This is a genomic window from Candidatus Dedyshia acidiphila (assembly GCF_051025295.1).
In the GTDB taxonomy this organism is placed as follows: domain Bacteria; phylum Acidobacteriota; class Terriglobia; order Terriglobales; family Acidobacteriaceae; genus KBS-83.
Genome location: NZ_JBMGJV010000006.1, coordinates 1 through 17980 on the forward strand (window position 1 = coordinate 1; position 17980 = coordinate 17980).

The window sequence follows — 17980 nt, forward strand, 5'->3', positions numbered from 1 at the left end:
AAAAAAGACCTGATGGAACGCCGCTTCGCCGAAGCAGTGAAGCGAGCGAAGGACGATCCGACAGAGGGCAAGCCGCTGCGGGATTTCGATCTCGATTAGGCGGCCGCAGCGATCGCGCGGTGGGCGGAAGTCCGCATCACACCACAAGGATCGCTGCACGGGTGCGCATTTCCCAGAAAGCAGCGGATAGACCAGGACGCCAGACCACGGTGCCGGTGAAAGGAAACAGGAGCGATGGCGATGGAACTGTCAGGGGTATCGAAGCGAGTGAAGAACAGTCTGGATGACCTGCCGGGCGGCACGAGCGCGTGGACGCGCGGACTGGCTGCCGGATCCTTGTTGACGGGTGCTGTTCTGCTCGCAAGCGGACGCCGCCGTGCCGCGCTTGCTGTCGCTGCCGCCGGATCGCTGGTGGCTCTGCTGGAGGAGTCCGACAACGTACGCCAGATCTGGGAAGATCTGCCGGACTACATCAAGACCGCGCAGGAGGCCCTGGGCCGGTTCGAGACGTTCGTTCAGGATCTTGGCGAGCAGGGCGAAAAGATCCGCAAGGTCATCCGCGAACAGGTGCACGTCTAGTCGCGCGAAGCACGTCACAGACGACTGGATCGCACTAAACGCGAGAGACGGTGACAGGATTATTCCTGTCACCGTCTCTTGTTTGTTTTTGATACCTATTCGGTGTGCGACCGCAGCCAACGTGGCTTAGCTCGTGCGATCGACGATATATCGCGCGACCGTCTTCAGCGGCTCCGCCTGCTCCCCGAAGATATCGAGTGCCCGGAACGCCTCCTCGATCAGCCGGCGTGCTTCTGCGACCGAAGCAGGAATGCCGTGGACGGCTGGCCAGGTCGCCTTCGCGCTGGCCTCATCTTTGCCTGCTGTCTTGCCCAGCGATGCCGCGTCTCCCGTCATGTCGAGCACATCGTCGATGATCTGAAAAGCCAGCCCTGCATATGTCCCGAAGCTGGTCAGCGCGGCGACCTGTTGTTCGTTCGCTCCACCGTAGATACCGCCGCTCACCAGGCTGACGCGAATGAGTGCGCCCGTCTTCGCACGATGGATGGCGTGCACTGAACTCTCTGTCGGTTGCGATTGCTCGCCTTCCAGATCGAGCACCTGGCCACCGATCATGCCATCCCGCGTGCCCGTCGCTTCCGCTACCAGTTGCACAATGCGGATCGCGGCCGTTGCCGGACAAGCGAGTGAGCCGAGCACCTGGTACGCGAGCGTCTGCAGTGCATCGCCGGCGAGGATGGCGATCGCCTCACCGAACACTACGTGGCAGGTCGGCTTGCCTCGACGAAGATCGTCATTATCAAGCGCCGGCAGATCATCGTGGATCAGCGAGTAGGTGTGAATCATCTCGATTGCCGACGCGAGATCTTCCACACCGTTGGGGTACTCTGCGCCGCCTGCAAGCATGCGTGCTGCTTCCATGGCGAGGATCGGCCGCATCCGTTTGCCGCCCGCGAAGACACTGTGCCGCATCGCGCGGTGGATGGAAACAGGAACCTCGTCGGAGGAGGGAAGCAGGCGTTCCAGCGCCCGATCTGTGCGGGCCGCACCGCTCTCCAGCAGGGCGCGTATCTCGATCTGCATTGCGGTCATCATACCTGAGCCCTCCCTGTACTTTGTTCTACTGCTGGCCCGCTAAGATGGGCCAGACATTGAAGTATGCTTGCCTTTGCCCCAGACGCCGAAAGTGCCAGAAGAACGAACAGCGTCGTTGCGCATTCTGCTGCACGGGATCAACTATTCGCCGGAACTGACGGGTATCGGTAAGTACTCGGGAGAGATGGCGGAGTGGTTCGCATCGCGCGGTCACGAGATGCGAGTCGTCACTGCGCCGCCGTACTATCCGGCTTGGCGCGTGCGCGCCGACTATCGTGCATGGACCTATCGCACGGAACCTGGCACGGTTCGCGTCTATCGCTGTCCTATCTATGTCCCCCGGCGACCGTCCGGATCGACGCGCCTGCTCCACCTCGCCTCCTTCATGGTGAGCAGCCTGCCGTTGATGCTGGGCCAGGCGCAGTGGCGGCCGGACGTGGTGTTGACGATCGAACCCACGGTCCTCTCAGCGCTGGCCGGGCTGTGGACCGCGCGACTGGCCGATGCGGTGCCCTGGCTCCATGTTCAGGATTTTGAAGTAGACGCAGCGTTCGGACTCGGACTGCTGCCAGCAGAGGGTCGCATGCACGCACTCGCCGAAGCGCTGGAGCGCTACGCAATGCGCGGCTTCGATCGCATCTCGACGGTGTCGGAGAAGATGATGCAGCGCCTGCCGGAGAAGGGCATCCCGGTCGAGCGCACGGTGATGTTCCCCAACTGGGTGGACACGGACACGATCGCACCGCTCGAAGGCCCGAGCCGGTTGCGCCAGCAGTTGCGCCTTGGACCGGAGCGCGTTGTCCTCATGTATGCCGGCAACATGGGGATGAAGCAGGGACTGGAACTGCTACCGTCGCTGGCTCGCGAGTTCGCGAATGACCCGCGGGTCCATTTCATCTTCTGTGGCGATGGTGCGTTTCATCCGCAGCTGGCGGCCATGGTGCGCGAAGCTCCGAATGTGACCATGCTGCCTTTGCAGCCGTTTCACAAATTGAACGATCTGTTGAATACGGCTGATATCCATCTACTGCCGCAGCGTCCGGATGCCGCCGACCTGGTCATGCCTTCGAAGCTGACCGGCATGATGGCCAGCGGGCGTCCCGTAATTGCGACTGCCGCGCCCGGCACGCAGGTGGCGCTGGCGCTTGGTTGCTGTGGGGTGGCTGTGGCCCCACTCGACGAAGCGGCCCTGTACGCATCTGTCCGGACCCTGGCGTACGACACTGAGATGCGCCGTGCCCTGGGCGTTGCCGCGCGCGCGCATGCCGTCGAGCACCTGGGTCGAGAACGCGTGCTGGAGCGCTTCGAAGCGGAGCTCTTCGCAGCGGTGAAAGCGCATCGTCGCACTGCTCGCGACTACTGATGGCGCGCGCATCATGGAACCGCTTTGGCGACTCATGGACGGTGCGCATGCCGTGGTACCGTAAGGCTGAGGCAGCGCACCCATGCGGCCCGAGGAGCACGCTCTCACCGGGATGTCTCGTAAGATTGTCACAAGGGCGGTAGCGTGAAGAAGGCATTGATCACAGGCATCACCGGGCAGGACGGCTCCTACCTCGCGGAGTTGCTGCTCGCCAAGGGCTACCAGGTCCACGGCATCAAGCGCCGCACCTCGCTCTTCAACACCTCGCGTATCGACCACCTCTACCAGGATCCGCACACGCAGCCGCAGCGCATGGTGCTGCACTACGGTGACCTGACCGATACCTCGAGCCTGATCCACGTGGTACAGCAGGTGCAGCCGGATGAACTCTACAACCTGGCCGCGCAGAGTCACGTCAAGGTCTCCTTCGAAGAGCCGGAGTACACGGCGAACAGCGACGGTATCGGAACGCTGCGCCTGCTCGAGGCGATCCGTACTCTCGGCCTCGAAAAGAAGACGCGTTTCTACCAGGCCTCAACCTCCGAGATGTACGGACTGGTGCAGGAGAATCCGCAAACCGAGACCACGCCCTTCTACCCGCGCTCGCCTTACGGCGTCGCCAAGCTCTACGCCTACTGGATCACCGTGAACTACCGGGAAAGCTACGGCATGTTCACCTGCAACGGCATCCTCTTCAATCACGAGTCCGCGCGGCGCGGTGAGACGTTTGTCACGCGCAAGATCACACGCGCGCTGGCCCGCATCAAGGTCGGCCTGCAGGACAAGCTCCATCTCGGCAATCTGGACGCAAAGCGCGACTGGGGACACGCCCGTGACTACGTCGAGATGATGTGGCTGATGCTGCAGCAGCCCGAGCCGAGGGATTACGTGGTGGCGACGGGCCAGCAGTACAGCGTTCGCGATTTCGTCGAACGCGCGGCGAAGCTGCTGGGAATGGAGTTGCACTGGGAGGGCGCCGGTGTGGACGAACGAGGCGTCGATGCCGAGGGCCGCACCATCCTCGCGATCGATCCACGCTACTTCCGGCCTGCCGAGGTGGAGTCGCTGCTGGGCGACGCTTCCAAGGCGCACCGTGAGCTGGGCTGGAAGCCGAAGATCTCCTTCGACGAACTCATCCACGAAATGGTGACGGAAGATCTGAAGGAAGCGGAGCGTGACGCGCTGGTGCACAAGCACGGCTTCAATGCGTTTCGCTATCACGAGTAGCCATGCATCCGGACAGCAGAATCTTCGTCGCAGGACACCGCGGACTTGTCGGCTCGGCGATCGCGAGCTATCTCGAGCAGCGGGGCTTCCGCAGCGTCCTGAAACGTACGCGCGCTGAGCTGGATCTGCTGGACGCGCGCGCTGTTCAGGCTTTTTTTGCCGCGGAAAAACCGGAGTATGTCTTCCTCGCCGCTGCCAAGGTGGGGGGTATCCTCGCGAACGATACCTATCCGGCCGACTTCATTCGCGACAACCTCGTGCTCCAGACAAATTTGATCGAGGCGAGCCGGCTGAGTGGGGTGCGCCGGCTGCTCTTTCTCGGCTCCAGCTGCATCTATCCGCGGCTGGCGCCGCAGCCGATTCATGAAGAGTCCCTGCTCACCGGCCCGCTCGAGCCTACCAACCGTGCGTACGCGCTGGCCAAGATTGCCGGCATTGAGATGTGCTGGTCCTACAACCGGCAGTACGGGACGCAATACGTCGCCGCTATGCCTACAAATCTGTACGGCCCGCACGACAACTTCAACCTCGCTACCTCGCACGTGCTTCCGGCCCTGATGCGCAAGGTAGCGAAGGCAAAGGCGGCGGGGCAGCACTTCATTGAGGTCTGGGGCACCGGCACACCGCGGCGTGAGTTGCTCTATAGCGAAGACCTCGCCGAGGCCTGCGCGCACTTGATGCAGTTGCCGGACGCGCAGTTCCAGTCGTTGATCAACGCGGAGCATCCGCCGCTGATCAACATCGGCACAGGCGAAGACCTCACCATCCGGGAGCTTGCCGAGCTGATCTCGCGCGAGCTCGATTTTGAGGGTGAACTGCGCTTTGATACGTCGAAGCCAGACGGCACACCACGCAAGCTGCTGGACGTCTCACGCATTCACGCACTCGGCTGGCATGCTCGCACGCCGCTGCCCGAGGGCATCCGCAAGACCTATGCTGCGGCCGAAGCAGTGCTTACAGCAACGGCGCGTTAGACCGTCTCTCCCGTCGCCATACAGCGAGCAGTAGCACGCACCCAAACAAGCTCAGCGCTCGCCCGGCCCAGACGTCGGATGTCGTGCGCCAGTCGATCTCGATGGTGGAACGGCCGGCAGGCAGCGGAACCGCCAGCATGCCGTCATCGCGGCGAGGCATGTCCGTCACGGTCGCGCCATTGCGGCGGACCTGCCATGCCGGGTAGTTCAACAGCCGGAACAGAGCATAGCCCGGCAGCGGCGAGTCGATCCGCACAGTCCATTGCTCTGGGCGAATCGCGATGGGCGCAATGCCGGCGTCGATCTCCCTCGCCGCGTCGCGCTGCCACTCTGGATTCTGCTGCCGGCTCGAATCCGGCTCCTCCGCCGCGGGCTCGCGGACAACCCGGATCTCTGGCTGATCCTGCGCGATTTCAGCGTTATCGTCGTCGCGCGGTGTGTACTCATCCGTGCCCTCCTGCCCGTCGCCACTCTTCATCAGCTCGACTTGCGCCGTGACATTGTCCTGGTCGTCGCAGGTCTGGTGATAGCGCGGCGTGAGGATGGCGATGGACAGCGCCGCCAATCCGGCGGCGCACACCAACATCAACGGCTCCGGCACGCGTTCGGTGAGCACGACCATCAACGCGAGCACAGCGACCGGCGCAAGAATCATGAGCCAGCGCCAGGGAAACTGCACGAACGCAAGATGCGGCGCGACATGCCACAGCGGTGCGCTGACGGGCAGAAGCAGGAGGAGGATGAGCGGAACCAGCATGGCCAGCCAGCCGAGCGAGGCGTCGGAGCTGTCTCTCCTGAATGCAGAGAGGGTGCGCTTCGAGCCGAGAAACGATACAGCGGCGGTGGCGAGAAGGAGACAGCTTAGGATAGATGCAGTGCGGAGCACCGCGTCATGGAACGCATCCCCGGTGCGCCCGAAGAGGAAGCTGTCCTCGTAACGCATGCCGCTGCCGACAGCACGAGTGATCTCTACCCAGCGCTGCTCGCGTGCAGCGGGGACCAGGTAGAAGCCCGCGATCGCGACCCCGATCGCGGTTGCTGCACCGAGCCGCAGCGACGCGCGCCAACGCCGCGTCCAGAGCACACGCACAGCCCCAATCCAGAGCAGCGTGTAGCAGGCGATGACGGCAGAGGGAGCATTCGTCAGCCAGAGCGCCGCGATGAGCAGCGAGAGCCGGGTCACGCGCGGACAGGCCGCGACGGCGCAGGCCAGCACATGCGGAATGAGCGCGGCGGCGAGCAGCTCGCCATAGGCCGTCCGCTCATACGCTACGAACAGTGAGTAGGGGTTTGCGAGACAGAGGCATCCCGCAATCGTTGCCGCACGGGGCGAGAGCCAGCGGCTGGCGAATCGGCGCATGCTCCAGCCGGAGAGCAGCAGGCACAGCGCGGTAAAACAGAAGGGCACTGCATGCCATCCGGCCACTGCGCCCAGCACTGCACCGAGGATCCATGAGCCGGGAGGATAGAAGACGAAGCGCGGCTCGCCCGCTCCGTAGTTTGCAGAATGTGCCCAGTGCGGATACGGAATACCCGCGTGCCACGCGCGTAATGTCTCCATCCAGGAAACGAGATGAAAATCGAAGTCATGCCCGCAGGACGCGCCTTCGCGCAGCAGCATCGCGCTCGCTGCCAGTGTGGTGAGGAGCAGAGCGAGCCAGCTTCGCCACGGCGTGTGCCGCTCGGTTGTCCGCACACCGCTTATGGAAGCAGGCGTAGCGTGTGCTCCGTCACCGCCTGCACGGCGGCTGGCGTGTAGGGCAGCGGCATCGTGGCGCCCGTGTACCAGAGCGGCCACTGGTCGCGGTACCACGGGCTGAGCGGGTCGCCGGACTCGCCCATCACGATGTTCTCGGTCGATTGATCGATATCACTCCAGTCCATGGTGAAGCGCTGGGATGGTCCAAACCCGCGATTCACCTGCTTGACTGTGCTGGTGTCGCCGGACTGCGGCACCGCATCGATACCGGTCCAGCCCATCAAGGGGAGCATGGAGTAGAGCGGGTGTGCGATTTCCACTTGGTGGAAGTCACCGTAGTTCCAGCTCTTCAGCGATGGCGGCGCCTGGAAAAGTGTGAGCCCCTGGTCGACTGCATCGGCGAGCAGGTCATTCCAACTCGCATAGTGCGGCGGCAGCCAGGCGGCGGGCATTGTTGTGATGAGCTGCTCTTCAGCGAACGCGCTTTCAGGCCAGTCGTAGAGCTTCCAGTCATCGCCGAGTCGCGGCCGAAGCAGCACACGCCAGAACGCCGCCTTGCTGACATTGATGATGGCGGGAGCGGCGTCGCTGGTGCGCAGCACCCCATCCCACGAGCGCAGCAGGTCGGCTGCCTCACGCAGACGCGGCGTGGTGTGCTGCGCATGATCGATCGCGTAGGCGAAGCGCTGCGCCAGCTCATGGTCCACATCGGAGTTGATATCGGTCTGGAGCTTGAGCATGTCGGCGCGGTTCAGCTTGTCATGGCTGCCGAGCCACTTCCAGATACGCTCATTGCGGTAAGGCGCCGCCCACTCAAGCGTTAGCGGTGAGGGGTAGTTATCCGGCGTGATGCGCGAGTTCGCGGTGGCGAGAATGCCGGATGGCGGATCGAGCGCGGACGGCAGCGACGCAAAGGGAATCGTTCCCTGCCACTCATGCATGTTGTCCGAGATCGGCACGCCCTCGAGCCCGCCGGGACGCTGCGGCAGATGTCCGATGGCCTGATAGCCGATGTGGCCCTGGTCATCCGCGTAGACAACGTTCAGCGTGGGCGCCCACCACTGCGCGAGTGCCGCCTGCATCTGCTGCCAATTGGCGGCTGTGTTGATGCCAAAAATCGGAAATCCACTGGCGAACTGCGGATCGTAGACCGACCAGCGCAGCGCAAGCGTGCGGCTCTCATGCGGCAGCAGCGGTGTCAGCACCGGGCCGTGCGGGGTGCGCGCCACATCGATGATCTGGTCGGCGGCGAAGCGGACGTGAATCACTTCGCGATCGTGATCCATGGGCCGCCACGCTGCGCCGTCCCAATACTCGCCCTGCGGGTTGGTGCGCTCCACGTAGATGTCCTGCGTGTCGCCGTACATGGCGGTGTAGCCCCACGCGATGTGATCGTTGTGGCCACCGATGATGAACGGCACACCCGGCAGCGTCACGCCGGCGGCATGGAAGCCCGGTGCGGCCAGATCCATCTCGTACCAGATCCCGGGGATGGAGTGGTCCAGGTGCATGTCGTTGGACAGCAGGGGCCGCCCGGATGCAGTGCGCGTGCCACTCACCGCCCACTCATTCGAACCAGGGGTGCAGGTCCGGCACGGGTCGTTCGCGTCGGGTAGAAACGGATGAAGCGCAGCGCGAATGTGCAACAGGTCCTGCGCGGTGCCTAATGAGGACTCCTCATCGGGCAGCATGGGCGGCGTGTCCGTTGGCGGCTGCGTCAGATCGGGTGTGCCCTGGGTCGGCGGATGGTCGCGCCACGAGCCAGTGGGGTAGAGATCAGCGGCGAGTGTCGGGCCCAGGCGGCGTGTGAGCTGCTCGCGCGCCAGCTTGGTCGGCCACTGTTCGTCGAGGGTCTGCACCATGTTCAGCACGATGAGCAGCGAGTCCACCGGCTGCCAGCGCTGCGGCTCATAGTGCAGCAGCCGAAACTCCGCCGGCAACGCGTCGGCCTCCTGGATGTAGTCGTTCACGCCCCGCGCATAGTCTTCGAGATAGCGTCGATCCTGCGCAGACAGGCTCGCTGTCAGCCGCTCGGCGGTCTGTCGCATCTGTAACACGCGCTGTGTGCGATCGTGGGCGACGAAGCGGCTGCCCAGAAGCTCCGCAATGTCGCCTGCGGCAACACGACGCAGCATGTCCATCTGCCACAGGCGATCCTGTGCTGCGACGTAGCCCTGCGCGGCGATCAGGTCATCGAGCGACTCTGCGTTCAGATGCGGCACGCCGGCGTGATCGCGGCGCACCGTGACCGGCGCCACGATCGAGGCGGTGCGGCGCTCGCCATCGATTTGCGGCAATTGCGCCTCCATGGCGTGACGCAGCCAGAGCCAGCCCCCGCCGACCAGCAGCGCCGCGAACAGCCCGATCCCAAGGCACATGATGACCAGCCGTGCCAACCAGCCGCGCCGCTTTCGCAATGGTCTCGTCTCCGCCAGCAGCATGCTGTTCCTCAGCCTGACGCTCTTCCCGTTCCGGAACCTTGCTGGCTGCCGTCGGCCACGGGGAGCGCCTGCCACTGACACAATACCGCAGCAGCTTGACAGGGAGGGGCGACCCGGCAATCCTAGGGGTTCTCTCGCGCTGCTATGTGGGCTACTGCCACGGGCCTTGAAGGAGCCTGCTGTTGAACGTTCGCGTTTTCTATCACGATAAGTGCTTCGATGGGGCGTGCTCGGCTTCTCTGTTCACCCGCTTCCACCGGGAGTGCATCGCACCCGGCGCGAAGTACAGCTATCACGGCCTGGTGCATCGCGCAGGAGCGCTCTTCAACGAGGCCGATTTTCAGGGCGATGAGAACGCGATTGTCGACTTCAAGTACTCCGCATCCCCGCGCATCACCTGGTGGTTCGATCACCACCTCAGCGCCTTTCTCACGCCGAACGACCAGCAGGACTACCAGCGTGGGCTGGCCGACGGCCGCTACGGCGAGCGCCGCTTCTACGATCCGACCTACACGTCCTGCGCCGGGTTCCTGACGCACATCGCGTCCAAGCACTTCGGCTTCAACGCCGAACCGGTCGCTGACCTGGTGAAGTGGGCAGACATCGTCGATGGCGCACTCTACGAGAGTCCCATGGCTGCCGTCGAGATGGCCCAGCCCGCGATGAAGCTGACGCTCGTGATCGAGTCAGCGGCCGACCCGGACCTGATCCCGCGCATGATTCCACTGCTCACCGAAGAGCCGCTGTCGGCCGTGCTGGACGAGCCGTTCATCGCCGCGCTGCTGCCTCCCCTGCTCGAGCGGCATGAGCAATCGCTGGCGCTGATCCGCGAGCGCGCGGAGTGCACCGATAACACGATCTACTTCGACATCACCGACCACCAGCTCGAGGGCTACAACAAGTTCATCCCCTACTACCTCCATCCCGAGGCGACCTACAACATCGGGCTGAGCAAATCGAGCTTTCGGACGAAGGTAGCGGTGGGATCGAATCCGTGGACGCGGCGAACCGCAGAGCAGATGGTGAACCTGGCGACCATTTGTGAGCGCTACGGCGGCGGGGGACATGCACGGGTCGGCGCGATCTCATTCCCGCCAGACCGCTCGGATGAGGCCCGCGCGACCGCAGCCACGATCGTCGAAGAGCTGCGGGCACACGAGCGCAGCCTGCGCTAGGCGTCGCTCTGCTCAACCTAGTGTGAAGTAGAAGCTCGCGCCCTCGGGGCCGCTCTCCGCCCAGACTTCGCCGCCGTGGCGCACGATGGCGCGGCGCACCGTCGCCAGCCCGATGCCGGAGCCCGGAAAGTCCTTCTCCCCATGCAGCCGCTGGAAGGGCTGGAACAGCTTGCCCGCGAACTTCATATCGAACCCCGCGCCGTTGTCTTTGACGAAGTACGCGCGTTTGCCATCGTGCTCCAGCGAGCCGAAGTGAATCACAGGCGTCGCCTGCTTGCCCGTGAACTTGACGGCATTGGCGAACAGGTTCGTGAGCACCACATGCAGCATGCGTGAGTCGCCGTTGCCCTCGAGCCCGGGCTCGATCTCTACAGCAAAGTGCCGCCCGGGAAGTGTCCGGCGCAACTGCTCGACCACTTCGCTGGCCAGCTCCGACAGGTCTACCTCGTCGCGATCGATGTCTGCGCGGGTCACGCGGGAGAGTTGCAGCAGCGAATCGATCAGCCGGTTCATCTGCCCGACGCCCGCGTGAATGCGGCGCAGGTAATCCTGGCTGCGTTCGTTCAGCAGCGGGCCAACATCTTCTTCAAGTGCTGTGCTGAAGCCGTCGATCGTGCGCAGCGGGGCACGCAGATCGTGCGAGACGGAGTAGCTGAATGCCTCGAGCTCCCGGTTGCTGGCGACCAGCTCTGCGGTGCGCTGGCGCACCCGCTCTTCCAATAGCGCGTTCAGTTGCCGAATCTCTTCGACCTGCGCCCGCCGCTCCGTCACATCCCGGTGCACCCCCACCCACTCGCGCACCGAGCCGTCTGCGCGCAAAACCGGCAGCGCCCGAACTACAAACAACCGATACACGCCGTCGTAGCGGCGCACGCGGTGCTCCAGAACGCACATGCGGCGCTCGGCCACCGACGCTTCCCACGCATCGATGGTGGGCTGCGCGTCATCGGGGTGCAGAGCCTTCGCCCAGCCGTAGCCCTCGTATTCTTCGCGACTCTGCCCGGTAAAAGCAGCCCACCCCGGCTGCTCTTCCGTCATGCGGCCGTGCTCGTTATTGGTCCATAGCAGGTCACTGACCGCCAGCGTTGCGGTCCGGAAACGTTCTTCCTTCTCAATGAGCGCCTCGCGGGCGCGACGCTGCTCATGGATGTCCGTGCAGGTGCCGAACCAGCGCACGATGCGACCTCCGGCATCGCGCATCGGATTGCCGCGGCCAAGAAACCAGCGGTAGCTGCCATCCGCACTGCGCAGCCGGTACTCAACCTCGTACCGGTCACCGCTTCTCACCGCACCCTGCCATACGGCCGTGGAACGCTCGAGATCGTCCGGGTGCAGAACAGATGTCCACGCATCGCCATCGGTCGCGCCGGCGTCCACACCGGTGTAGTCGTACCAGCGCTGGTTGTAGAAGTCCGGATGCCCCTCGGCATCGGCCGTCCACACCAACTGGGGCACCAGTTCGACCAGTTGCTCATAATTGCTCTGGCTCTCGCGCAGCTCGGCTTCTGTCCGGAACTTCTCCGTCAGGTCGTAGAGGCTCGCCTGCACGGCGGCTGCACCGTCAAACGTAATCGGCCAAGCGACAACCTCAGCCGCGAAGGGTGTGCCGTCGCACCGGAGCAGGCTCAGGCGCATGCGTGGGGTCGCTTCGCCACCGAGGATGGTTTGAATGCGCTGGTCAACGATCGCGCGCGAACCATCCGCGATGAATGCGAGTGGCGAGCGGCCCAGCAGGTCCGCCGGGGCGGCCGCATGGAAGGCCTGCACCGCAGCGCGGTTCACGTACACGAGAACGTAGTCCTGGTGCACCCAGACCGGGTGCGGGGCATGGTCCCACAGCGCCTGGAGGTGCTCCAGCCGGATCCCCGTCTTCAGTCGTTCTGCCGCGCTAGCCATGGACTCATCGAGGGAAGTGTACCGGTCAGCGCCGCGACGGCCAAACCGGGGCGCGCTTCTCGAGGAATGCCTGGATGCCCTCCCGGAAGTCATCCGTCGCACGGAGCTCGGCATTTGTGTTGACCGCCGCGCGCAGGTTGCGGCTCAGGCGCTCGATCTCCTGCCGATGCAGCAGGTGCTTGGTCGCGCGGATGGAACTTGGGCTGTTCGCCATCAGGGTCGCGGCCACCTCGGCCGCTGCGTTCCCGAGTTCACTCGCCGGATGCACGCGCGTCACCAGACCCAGGCGGTGCGCCTCTTCCGCCTCCAGCACGCGACCAGTCAGCAGCAGATCCCGCGCCTGCTTCTCGCCGATTTGCAGCAGAAGGAAGGCCGAAACGATGGCCGGTACGAAGCCGATCCGGACCTCGGGGTAGCCGAAGCGCGCGTCATCGCTGCACAGCGTGAAGTCGCAGATGGTGGCGAGCCCCATGCCACCCGCCATCGCGGCGCCGCGCACCACGGCGATGCTCGGCACGCTCAGGTTGTAAAGCGTGCGGAACAGCTCGGCGATGTTCATCGAGTCAAGCCGGTGCTCTTCCATGCTGCGGCTGGTCATTGCGCGCAGCTCGGACAGATCGAGCCCGGAGCAGAAATGCTCACCCGCGCCCTGGATAACGACAACGCCGGCACAGGTGTCCTCCGCCGCCCGCAGGGCCAGCGTCAGCTCCTGGATCATGCACGCGGTGAGTGCGTTGCGCCGCTGCGGCCGGTTCAACGTGATGGTACGGATGCAGCCGCCTTCAATCGGCCTTTCTTCCACCGTGATGGTGTTGTACTGCGCCATGCGTCCTCCGCCCTGAGCAAAAGAAACGCTACTGTTTCACGCCCGAGTATCGTTCGGCAATGGCGCTGCTGGCTGTCAGCAGGGGACCGAGGTCACCGAGCGAGGGTACTGTTGCGCCAGCTGCGGCCAGAGCCTCAATGGCACGCTCCGTCGGCACATTGCCGACCAGGATGTCCTGCGCGAACGGACATCCGCCAAGACCGCCCAGCGCCATATCGAAGCGGCGGCACCCGGCGCGGTACGCGGCTGTGACCTTGGCTGCAGCCTGATCCGGCCGCGCGTGCAGATGCACTCCAAGCTCCACCTGCGGACCGGACGAGAGCACCGCGCGAACCACCACTTCGATCAACTCCGGTGTCGCCAGCCCGACCGTGTCCGCGAGCGAGATGCTCTCGATGCCGGAATCGGCCAGCAGATCGCAGGCAGCGACGACTTCCTCGACGCTCCACGGGTCGTCGTAAGGATTGCCGAAGGCCATCGAGATGTACGCGACGACACCGAGGCCGGCCTTGTACGCCAGCGAGCCCACCGTCTCCAGTGCCTCCACTGCCTCCTCCGGCGTCTGCCGCTGGTTACGCTCCAGGAATCCGGCGGAGATGGAGTACGGAAAGCCGACCGTCGTCACACCGTTGCTGTTGATCGCTCGCTCCGCCCCTTTCGCATTCACGACGATCCCGATCACCTCGAGCGGATCCGTAGTCAGCGACGGCAGGTCGGCCAGAGCCAGCACCTGCTCGGAGTCGGCCATCTGCGGCACTGCCTTCGGGGACACGAAGGATGCAGCATCGAGGTGGCGGAACCCCGCGCTGACCAGGGCGCGCAGGTAGTCGGCCTTGATCTCGACCGGCAACGGCAGGGGCAGCCCCTGCCATGCATCGCGGGGGCACTCAATCAACTTCAGCGGCGCGGAACTCGGGTTTTCGGGCATAGGACAGACGAGAGTACCAGTTGTCCGATGCGGCAGAGAGGCAACACGTCGCGGCACGTTGGCCTTGCGACGGTGGCGCTGCTACTGTGCGGCTAAAGCTGTGTCTAGAGCTGAGCCAGGATCAGGACCGCGCCGACCGCAAGGCCGTGGATCACAAGCACCGTGATCAGCGCGCGCAGAAAGCCAGCGACGCGCCACGTGAGCGCCGCAAGCAGCCCGTAGAGAGGGAACTGCGCGTACAGCAGCACCTGTCCGACCGAGTCGGCCGTCGCCTCCGGCAAGCCAAGCTGCGGTTGATGGACCAGCATGGCGAGCGGCGCCATCAGGCGCAGGCGCGCCAGTCCGGCAGGGCCGAGCAGCGGCAGCACCTCTGCGTATCGCACCGCGAACCAGGCAGCGGCGATCCCGGCGACAAGAGGCAGCCACAGCACCCAGCCGGGTGCGCCTGCCGCCTTGCGCTTCTTCTTGCGGGTGCCAGACTTCTGCCGGGGGAGTGCCTCTGCACGCGATGCCATAGCTGGAGCATAGCTGCGGCCGATGTGCATCCGGGTGCCACCTCTTGGGCATGCACCTGCCTGGTCACCTATCCTGCTTTTGAACGCGGAAGGAAACTGGCTCAGGTCTGGAGCACGCCGGGATGGAAGCGCTCCACCTCTGGATTGAGCGCCGCTGCTTCCAGCGCCAGCATCAGCGCCTCGCGCGTCCTCGCCGGGTCGATGATGCCGTCCACCCAGAGCCGCGCCGCCGCATAGCGACAGTCGGTCTGCGCCTCGTAGGTTGCCTCGATACTCTTGCGGATCTCCTGCTTCTCTTCATCGCTGAGACGGCGTCCGCCGCGCTCGAGCGTCCGCAGGCGCAGCTCCACCAGCGTTCCCGCTGCTGATGCGCCCGCCATCACGGCGTAGCGCGCCGTTGGCCACGCGAAGATGAACCGCGGGTCATAGGCCTTGCCGCACATCGCGTAATTGCCCGCACCAAATGAGCCGCCCACAATCACGGAGATCTTCGGCACGGTCGAGTTCGACACGGCCGCGACCATCTTCGCGCCCGAGCGAATGATGCCGGTCCACTCCGCATCCCGCCCCACCATGAAGCCGTTGACGTCGTGCAGGAAGATCAGCGGCACCAGGTTCTGGTTGCAGTCGAGGATGAAACGTGCGGCCTTATCAGCGCTCTCGGCGTAAATTACGCCGCCGAATTCGACGCGCTTCTCGCCGGTGTGGCTGGTGTGCGGCTGGTGCTGCTTCTGATTGGCCACGATGCCCACCGCATAGCCGCCGATGCGTGCATACCCGCAAAGCAGGGTGCGCCCATAATCCGCCCGGTACTCGTCGAACTCCGAGCGATCGACCACACGCGCGATCAGTTCGTGCATGTCGTAGGTGTTCGTCGACGCGCGCGCCGGGTCCGGATCAATCAACGCATACAGGTCTTCCGCCGCATACCGGGGAGCATCAGCCACGCGATCGAAGGCGACACGATCAAACGGTGCGGGCCGCGGATGGCCCAACTTCCCAACGAGCGAGCGCAGACGCGCGAGACACAGATGATCGTTCGGCTCCTTGAAATCGACCGTGCCCGAGATCTCGGCATGCATGGTCGCCCCGCCCAGTTCTTCAGCCGTGTACTTCTGCCCGATCGCGGCCTCAACCAGCGCTGGTCCGGCAAGGAACAATCCACTGCCTTCGGTCATCAGCACGTGGTCGGTCATCACCGGCAGATACGCGCCGCCCGCGACGCACATGCCCATGATGGCCGTCATCTGCGGAATGCCCATCGCCGACATGCGCGCGTTGTTCCGGAAGACACGGCCGAAGTCGTCCTGGTCGGGAAAGACATCCTCCTGCAACGGCAGAAAGATGCCCGCCGAATCCACCAGGTAGAGCGTCGGGATGCGGTTCTCAAGCGCGATGTGCTGCGCGCGGAGCACCTTCTTCGCGGTCATCGGGAAGAACGCACCGGCCTTCACCGTGGCGTCGTTGGCGATGATCATGCAGAGCCGCCCGGCGACGCGCCCCAGCCCGCAGATCGCGCCTGCCGCGGGCGCCCCGCCCCACTCCTCGTACATGCCGAACGCGGCAAACAGCCCGAGTTCGAACAGCTCCGTTCCCGGATCGAGCAGCAGTGCCAGCCGCTCGCGAGCGGTCAGCCGCTTCTTCGCATGCTGAGACTCGATCGCTTTCGCGCCGCCACCCTCGCGCAGCGTCGTCTCCTGCTGCCGTATGGCTGAGAGCAGCGCGAGCATGCCGGTCGAGTTCGACTGCTGGCGCTTCGCCTTCGGGTCGAGCTTCGAGGCGAGCGTGTTGCTGAAGGCGGGCGATGGCGCGTCAGGAGGAGGCATAGGCGGAAACGGGCCAGCATAGCAGAGGCGCGACCCTTGCCTGCTAGGCGCTCGCCTCTGCCGGAGTTCCATCCAGCCCCAGCGCTTCTGCATCCCGCTGCATCGCGGCGAGGCAGAACGCAATGTGCTGATCCAGATCGACCCCGAGTTCGCGTGCTCCGTTGATCACATCGTCGCGATTGACCCCGCGAGCGAAGGCTTTGTCCTTGAGCTTCTTCTTCACGCCTGCGACTTCGACGTCGTGAATCGACTTCGACGGCTTCACCAGTGTGCATGCCGTCAGAAATCCGGCGAGCTCATCGCACGCGAACAGCACCTGGTCGAGGTGCGACTCGCGCGGTGTGCCGCTGTAGTCGGCATGCCCAAGGATGGCGTGCCGCATCTCGACGGGCCAGCCCTGCTCCTCCAGGATGCGGACGCCGACGAAGGGGTGCTCTTCCGGCGACGGATGCTTCTCGTAGTCAAAGTCATGCAGCAGGGCCGTCGCCTCGTAGAGCGACACTATCGCCGCGCGCTCCTGCTCCGGAAGCGCACGGCGCTCTGCCTCCTGCTCGCCGTAGGCGCGAACGCAGCACGCTACGGCGAGCGCATGCTTCAGCAGGCTGGGGTTGTGCGTGTGCTCGGTCAGCAGCGCCCATGCGGCTTCGCGCGTCGGCTTGACTGCGTCCGACGCAGGCGGGCCAGGTACCTGGTTTGTCACTATGTCCCTCGTTCTTCCGATGAGCCACTCTGCTTCGGGACTCTTCGGGTTTTCTAGCGATTCCTCCCGGCGATTCACACGATCTTCGCCGGGTTGTCTCCGGAATTTCCTTGACACTAAAATCAAGGCTGCTGCACTGTAGCAATGCGCTGAAGTCCTACTGCTTCTGCGCAGGGAAGCCCGCTCTGGCCTCCGTACAACATATGGCAACTACCTTAGCAAGCGTCGAGGCGCGCGAGGTAATGCGCTGCACTCACTGCAGTCTCGTGCAGTTCCGCACGATGACCACACTCTGCAGGCGGTGCCGCAAGTCCCTGGAGATGGAAGAGCCGGAGCCTGTCGTTCCGGTCGCGACCTCCCGAACCCCTGAACCGGAAGCAGAAGAGGGTGGTCTGCAGGTGGCCCGTGCCGTGCGCGATGCGCGCCGCGGACGTAACCTCTCGCAGCGTCAGCTCGCCGGTCGCATGCAGGTGCCCCGCACCTACATCTCGAAGATCGAGAATGGCAAGGCGATGCCGACACTGTCCTCGCTCGAGCGGCTGGCTACTGCACTCGAAGTCGACATGTGCAACCTGCTGCACGATGCCCGGAACCGTCAGCACGACGACTCCCTGTCCATGTTCAACGATCCGTTCCTGGCCGAGATTGCTCCTCTAATCTCGAAGCTGGACGCATTGCAGCGCTCCATGTTCCTCAACCAGGCGCGCGAGATGGCCCTCGGCCGCCGCCGCACCGCCGTCGCCTAGCCGAACGCTTCGCATCACCCCGTCGCGCGCGCCGGGCCTGCTTCTCCGGC

The 17980-nt window shown here is 64.5% G+C and carries 15 protein-coding genes; 6 read left to right on the top strand and 9 right to left on the bottom strand.

Annotation, left to right across the window (positions count from 1 at the left end; translation table 11 throughout):
* The first annotated feature begins 240 nt into the window (after positions 1-240).
* Complete coding sequence (locus AC5IJH_RS03945; protein ID WP_491901500.1) at positions 241-579, top strand: hypothetical protein; 339 nt, start codon at positions 241-243, stop codon at positions 577-579.
* Between the two features lie 126 nt (positions 580-705).
* On the opposite strand, the gene AC5IJH_RS03950 is transcribed toward AC5IJH_RS03945, so the two are convergent.
* Positions 706-1611: a polyprenyl synthetase family protein gene (locus AC5IJH_RS03950; RefSeq protein ID WP_491901608.1), complete on the bottom strand. Its 906-nt coding sequence runs from the start codon at positions 1609-1611 to the stop codon at positions 706-708.
* Between the two features lie 94 nt (positions 1612-1705).
* Between AC5IJH_RS03950 and AC5IJH_RS03955 the strand changes: the two genes are divergently transcribed.
* From AC5IJH_RS03955 to AC5IJH_RS03965, 3 genes are all read left to right on the top strand, one after another.
* Complete coding sequence (locus AC5IJH_RS03955) at positions 1706-2977, top strand: glycosyltransferase WbuB (RefSeq protein ID WP_491901501.1); 1272 nt, start codon at positions 1706-1708, stop codon at positions 2975-2977.
* A 144-nt stretch (positions 2978-3121) separates the two neighbouring features.
* The gene (gmd, locus tag AC5IJH_RS03960) at positions 3122-4204 is read left to right on the top strand and encodes a GDP-mannose 4,6-dehydratase (protein ID WP_491901502.1); all 1083 of its coding nucleotides are present in this window, start codon (positions 3122-3124) and stop codon (positions 4202-4204) included.
* A gap of 2 nt (positions 4205-4206) precedes the next feature.
* Positions 4207-5178, top strand: coding sequence for a GDP-L-fucose synthase family protein (locus AC5IJH_RS03965; protein ID WP_491901503.1), 972 nt, complete (start codon positions 4207-4209; stop codon positions 5176-5178).
* Here the strand turns inward: AC5IJH_RS03965 and AC5IJH_RS03970 are convergent.
* Together AC5IJH_RS03970 and AC5IJH_RS03975 are read right to left on the bottom strand one after the other, a co-directional pair.
* Positions 5159-6874, bottom strand: a complete 1716-nt coding sequence (locus tag AC5IJH_RS03970) for a hypothetical protein (RefSeq protein ID WP_491901504.1) — start codon at positions 6872-6874, stop codon at positions 5159-5161. The genes AC5IJH_RS03965 and AC5IJH_RS03970 overlap by 20 nt on opposite strands.
* A 5-nt stretch (positions 6875-6879) precedes the next feature.
* Positions 6880-9318, bottom strand: coding sequence for a penicillin acylase family protein (locus tag AC5IJH_RS03975; protein WP_491901505.1), 2439 nt, complete (start codon positions 9316-9318; stop codon positions 6880-6882).
* Between the two features lie 182 nt (positions 9319-9500).
* Here AC5IJH_RS03975 and AC5IJH_RS03980 point away from each other — a divergent pair, with 182 nt between their 5' ends.
* Complete coding sequence (locus AC5IJH_RS03980) at positions 9501-10493, top strand: phosphoesterase (protein WP_491901506.1); 993 nt, start codon at positions 9501-9503, stop codon at positions 10491-10493.
* A 12-nt stretch (positions 10494-10505) separates the two neighbouring features.
* Here AC5IJH_RS03980 and AC5IJH_RS03985 read toward each other — a convergent pair whose 3' ends face one another.
* The 6 genes from AC5IJH_RS03985 to AC5IJH_RS04010 form a co-directional block, all read right to left on the bottom strand.
* Positions 10506-12389, bottom strand: coding sequence for a PAS domain-containing sensor histidine kinase (locus AC5IJH_RS03985; RefSeq protein WP_491901507.1), 1884 nt, complete (start codon positions 12387-12389; stop codon positions 10506-10508).
* Between the two features lie 25 nt (positions 12390-12414).
* A complete protein-coding gene (locus AC5IJH_RS03990; protein WP_491901508.1) occupies positions 12415-13215 on the bottom strand; it encodes an enoyl-CoA hydratase/isomerase family protein in 801 nt (266 codons plus the stop codon).
* Between the two features lie 28 nt (positions 13216-13243).
* Complete coding sequence (locus AC5IJH_RS03995) at positions 13244-14143, bottom strand: hydroxymethylglutaryl-CoA lyase (RefSeq protein WP_491901509.1); 900 nt, start codon at positions 14141-14143, stop codon at positions 13244-13246.
* A 104-nt stretch (positions 14144-14247) separates the two neighbouring features.
* Positions 14248-14658, bottom strand: coding sequence for a hypothetical protein (locus AC5IJH_RS04000; protein WP_491901510.1), 411 nt, complete (start codon positions 14656-14658; stop codon positions 14248-14250).
* A gap of 101 nt (positions 14659-14759) precedes the next feature.
* Complete coding sequence (locus tag AC5IJH_RS04005; RefSeq protein WP_491901511.1) at positions 14760-16484, bottom strand: acyl-CoA carboxylase subunit beta; 1725 nt, start codon at positions 16482-16484, stop codon at positions 14760-14762.
* Positions 16485-16527: 43 nt separating this feature from the next.
* Positions 16528-17184 (bottom strand): HAD family hydrolase, encoded by a 657-nt coding sequence (locus tag AC5IJH_RS04010; protein ID WP_491901512.1) that lies wholly within the window; start codon positions 17182-17184, stop codon positions 16528-16530.
* A gap of 281 nt (positions 17185-17465) precedes the next feature.
* Between AC5IJH_RS04010 and AC5IJH_RS04015 the strand changes: the two genes are divergently transcribed.
* Entirely contained in the window at positions 17466-17930 is a 465-nt protein-coding gene (locus AC5IJH_RS04015; protein ID WP_491901513.1) for a helix-turn-helix domain-containing protein, read from the top strand.
* Positions 17931-17980: the final 50 nt, after the last annotated feature.